This is a genomic window from Microcystis sp. M53598_WE2 (genome assembly GCF_030067735.1).
Lineage (GTDB): Bacteria > Cyanobacteriota > Cyanobacteriia > Cyanobacteriales > Microcystaceae > Microcystis > Microcystis aeruginosa.
On record NZ_JASJFE010000531.1, the window covers coordinates 1 to 5,001 of the forward strand.

The window sequence follows — 5,001 nt, forward strand, 5'->3', positions numbered from 1 at the left end:
AAGGTGACAAGGATAAAAACTTTTACCGGTAGGGGTGTAAAGAACAAACTTAATAAGCCACAAAAAAGACCTAATAAGCAGGTACTGAGGCTAATTATTTCGCCGTGAACATTGTAGCTAATCGACAGGGAGATTAGGGCTAGAGTAAGGAGAAAAATCATAGTTTTCTTTCCTGAGTCTATTGAGCAGAAAAGCCGTGACCGCTCACGACTTTTCGCCGTTTCTATATCTATTATTAGCTCGATTACTTAGCTAATGACATCCGGGTAAAGTAAACTTTTTTAACGTAAAAGATTTAACAATCCGTTGAAGATACCGGTAACACCAGTAAAGGGACTTAAAACCGTACCTAGGGTATCGGTAGTGGCGGCCAGACCGCTACGATGAACCACCACCACATCATTATTGCGGAGAATCGGGTTAGTTTTCTCGTTGATACCCTGGGAAAAATCGATGTTAATTGAGGTTTTGGTGACGGTTCCGTTAGGATTGAGACGAATTAATTCCACTGTGGACTGATTAGCGCGACGCTTATCAAAGTCTCCTGCGGTTAAAATTGCCTGATTGAGAGGGGTATTGGGAGGAACTTCAATTGTTCCCGGTTTTTTCACCTCCCCGACCACTTTCACGTTAATGGTTTTAGGGGCAAAACTGGCCGATGCTAGGGTTTCTGATTCCTGGGCCGAGATTTCAGTAGCGGTAGGGATAATCACCGTATCTCCTTCTTGAAGAAAGATATCGCTGGTTATATCACCTTTTTCGAGCAAACTCCAGAGATCTACAGGAATTTTCTGCTGGGAACCGTCACGGGTATAACGCAGCACTTGCACCTGTCGGATATCAGCGAGGGGTTTGATACCTCCCGCTTCTTGGATAGCTTGGGTTAGTCGGGCTGGTTGTCGTCGAATTCCGCGATTATTCTCTGTGGTGACGGTGTTAACTTGATTGGGGACAATACGATAGGACCCTGGGCGATAAACTTCTCCCACCACAGTAACATTAATTTCTCGATCGCTATCTAGTCCAAAATTGGCATCGGCTAATTGATTGACTTCCCCGACGCTAAGGGTCGTTTTAGTGGGAATCACGATGCTATCGCCATCTCTGAGGCTAATATCTTGGGTTTTATCGCCTTTTTGGATTAATTGCCAGAGATTCGCTTGAATTAGCTGTTCTTGTCCCTTGAGGTTGCGTCGGATTTGAACTTGACCAATATCGGCCACCGTAGTCACTCCCCCTGCTTGCCGGATTATTTCGGTCAATAGGGGCGTTTTTTGGCTTTGTTCGGGGTTAATTGTATAAGTACCCGGACGATTGACTTCCCCCGCGATGGCGATTTGCAGAGGCCGGGGGGTGAGAATGCTAACAGTAACCACGGGACGCTTGAGATAGGTGGTGTAACGTTTAGCGAGGGTTTGGCCGGCTTCGGTGACGGTCATTCCCTCCACTTTGACGCTACCAATCAGAGGTAAAGTCAGGGTTCCATCGGCTAAAACAAGGAAATCGCCGCTTAAATCGGCGACTTGGTAGACGGTGACGCGGACTTTATCTCCTTCTCCTAGGGTGTACTCTTTGCTTTCTGCGGGGATAGGAGCAATCGCCTCTTGAGCGGGTGCAGGACTACTCGGAGGAGTGGCTTGGACTGGGCGGGCTTCTAAGGAAGTTAGGGGGGCAATAGTGCCGATAATTAATAGATAACGTAGGGATTTACTGATTAAATCCTGTAATTGGTTGCTATTTAACATGATCAATAGGATTAATTTTATCGTTAACATTGGCGATCAGTGTAGCACAAATAGTCGATCGCCTATGGAAACCCCGTGTAATATCGCATCTATCGAGAGTTACCGCTAACTGTAAGATAGTTTTAACGATTGCCTGTATGTAAAGGGGTATATTAATTTTATGACAGCTACTAGCACAATTCCCGATTTTTGTCAAGGAATAAAATATTTTGGGGGTTCCTTACCCGAATTTGATAAATATGCAGGAAAAGCCGCTATCGCTGAGGGAAAAACCGCTATTATTGCCGCTAATGACCCGAATGCTATCTATCAAACCCTCCTAGCCGCCGATGCTTTGCGTTACCTCACCCTACAAATCACCGCTACCAAAGAATCGGGACACCCCGGCGGTTTTGCCAGCGCTGCCGACGTAATTGCCTCTTTGATGATGTTAGGCCAGAAAAATATCTTCACCGAAGTGGGCCATCATGCCCCCGGTTTTTATAGTAACGTCTTTCTCGATCGCTCTCTCGAAGCCATGGGCATCAGCAACGTCAGGGAATTGGGAGAACGTTTTCGGGAAAAACACGGACTTTTAGGGCATCTTTCCGGACAAATCCCCGGACTGCTCGGGCCGGCTGGTCCTTTGGGCCAAGGCCAACATTTCGCCATGGCGGCGGCCAAATTACACCCTAATACCCTTTTCCCTGTGACTATCGGGGATGGTGGTTTAGGAGAACCGTATATTATGAGTAGTTTTGGTCATTTTCACACTGCTTATCCCGAAATTACCAATTTTCTACCGATTTTAGTTTGGAATGGCTATTCCCAAGAACACCATAGCATGGTGTCCCTGAAAACTAACGCCGAAATGGAAGCCTATTGGCGCGGTAATGGTTTCGAGGAAGTGATTCTCATTAATGCCAAAGACTTCGATAATGCTCATCAAAATGGGGAATATGTAGATAGCACCAAATTCTCTTTTAACCAGCGTCTGGAGTTCATGAAAGCGGTGTTAATGGCCACGGATAAAGCCGCCCAATTAGCTTTAGGAGGCCAACTAACCGTTATCATTATTAAACAACTTAAAGGGGCGGGAGTTCACAAACGGGGAGCGGCTTCCCATAATCTTTATCCAGGCGATTCTTTAGAAAAAGATTATATCGTTGCTGCCTTACAGGAACGCGCTTTACCCCCTGAAGCTTGGGCAATTGTTCGTACTAATTTCGAGCGCTCTGGAGGGGGTCCGGCAGTGGAAACAGTGGTAACGGAAAAAGTCTTCCCGCTGCCGGATTTAGGAACCTTACCGATGACGGAATATACTGTGGGTGGTGATAAAAAAGTGGCCACCACTGCCATGGGGGAATTAGTGGTAGCTGTGGGTAAAGCTGACCCCAATTTTGTCGTCACTAATGCTGATGGTAATGCCGCTTCGGGAATTAATAATATTAACGTCGGTTTAAAGATTATTCACCCCACCAGCGATGATACCTATTTCCAAGCACCTAACGGTCAAGTTTATGAGCCTTTAAGCGAGGATGCCTGTGCTGGATTAGCCGTCGGTTTATCTCTCTTGGGAGCGCGGACTTTATGGTGTTCCTACGAGTCTTTTGCTATCAATGGTTTACCGATTTGGCAGACTGTAACCCAAGCGATGGCCGAGTTACGTCGTCCCACCCCTTCTACTATTACTTTATTCACCGCCGGAGCCTTAGAGCAAGGGCGTAATGGTTGGACACACCAACGCCCAGAGATTGAAAATTATTTCGCCGCTATGATGCGAAATGGCAATATTTTTCCTCTCTTTCCCTGCGATGCTAACAGTATTCAAGTCTGTTATGAATGGGCGTTAGGAACTAGCAATAAAGGCATTACAATCACCGCTAGTAAATCGCCTTTACCGATGCGAACCACTTTTGAGCAAACCCGTCAAGCTTTAGAAAAAGGCGGCGTAATTCTCCACGAATCGGAAGGCAGTAAAAAAGTTGTTTTTGCCGTCATTGGCGATATGACTTTATTACCCGTCTTTGAGTCTGCACAACAGTTAGAAGCAGCGGGAATCGGGGTAAAAATCGTCTCGGTAATTAATCCCCGTCGTCTCTACCGTCCTAGCGATGTGATGAGTGAAACTAGCTCGGAAGCTGATAATAATTTCCTCGATGATGCTGGTTTTGACAGTCTCTTTGCCGGTGATGCTTTAATCGGAGTAACTGGTGGTACAAGCGCCATGTTAGAACCAATTATGTTACGCAGTAATGCGCGTCGGGATGTCTTCGCTTGGAAACGGGGAGAAACCACCGCCAGTGCCGGGGAAATTATGGCCTATAATGGCTTAACTGCCAATGCTTTAACTGCGCGTGCTACCCAGTTATTAGGCTAAGTTCCCAGTTAGTTTTTTTTGATTATTCCCTACTCTCTCTGATTGGAAAGTAGGGATTTTTTCTCAGGTCACTTTCGCCAACGGAGTAAACTTTTAATAATTTTCCATAGGCGAGGATATTGGAGGGATAGATAGCGTTTAATATGGGATTTTAAACTAACTAAATCCTGAGATTCTTTCAGTTCTCTATCTTGATAAAAACGAATTAAATCATCCCGTCTTTTCAGTAAAATTTTAATTTGTTGGTAATCTTCTGAGCTTAAAACTTGATGGGGTTGAATATTTTCTGGCAGCGGGCGCGGGATGTAAAAAGTTGTATGAGATGGTGATAATTCCTGGTCTGGACGTTCTTTGGTATAGAGATAGATAGAAAGAGATTTACGCGATAAATGCCGTTGATTTTCTGGTAAGTTAATCTGAGAAAATCCATGCCATGAATATTCATTGGTTTCAAAAATAAGACAACGATTAAAGATGGGTACAAAAGATTTAATCTTATTTTCTTCCGGTTGACGAGGATTGGAATGTAACTCGAGATTCCCTCCCCAATCTGCTTGCCATTGGGGATTTAAATAGATTAATAAATTCAAGCGGCGATGATACCAATGACGCTCATCGAGGTTAAAATCAATGTGAGGGTCTAATTCTTGACCCTGTAAATTTTCGTGGGTTCCACCCCCATAAAAACTAGGGTCTGGAATTAAATTATCAACACCGGTTAATTCGGAAATTAACTCTAAAAACTCTTGAGCTTGAATGTAGCGGCCAAACTGTTGATAAACACCCCCTAAACCGATTAAATCCTCATTAACCGCCTTGCCGCCAACTTTTCCTAACTCACTAATGGCTTTTTGCGGATTAAAACTGGGAAAATTTTCCAGCAAAATTTGCGCTTGC

3 protein-coding genes are annotated in these 5,001 nt (G+C 44.7%); 1 reads left to right on the top strand and 2 read right to left on the bottom strand.

Annotation, left to right across the window (positions count from 1 at the left end):
• Positions 1–281 precede the first annotated feature (281 nt).
• Entirely contained in the window at positions 282–1,775 is a 1,494-nt protein-coding gene (locus PX636_RS10820; protein ID WP_288117149.1) for an SLBB domain-containing protein, read from the bottom strand.
• A 130-nt stretch (positions 1,776–1,905) separates the two neighbouring features.
• Here PX636_RS10820 and PX636_RS10825 point away from each other — a divergent pair, with 130 nt between their 5' ends.
• Positions 1,906–4,104: a phosphoketolase family protein gene (locus PX636_RS10825; RefSeq protein WP_288117152.1), complete on the top strand. Its 2,199-nt coding sequence runs from the start codon at positions 1,906–1,908 to the stop codon at positions 4,102–4,104.
• Positions 4,105–4,172: 68 nt separating this feature from the next.
• Here the strand turns inward: PX636_RS10825 and PX636_RS10830 are convergent.
• The coding region (locus tag PX636_RS10830) for a 2OG-Fe(II) oxygenase (protein WP_288117154.1) at positions 4,173–5,001 on the bottom strand (829 nt) is incomplete at its 5' end.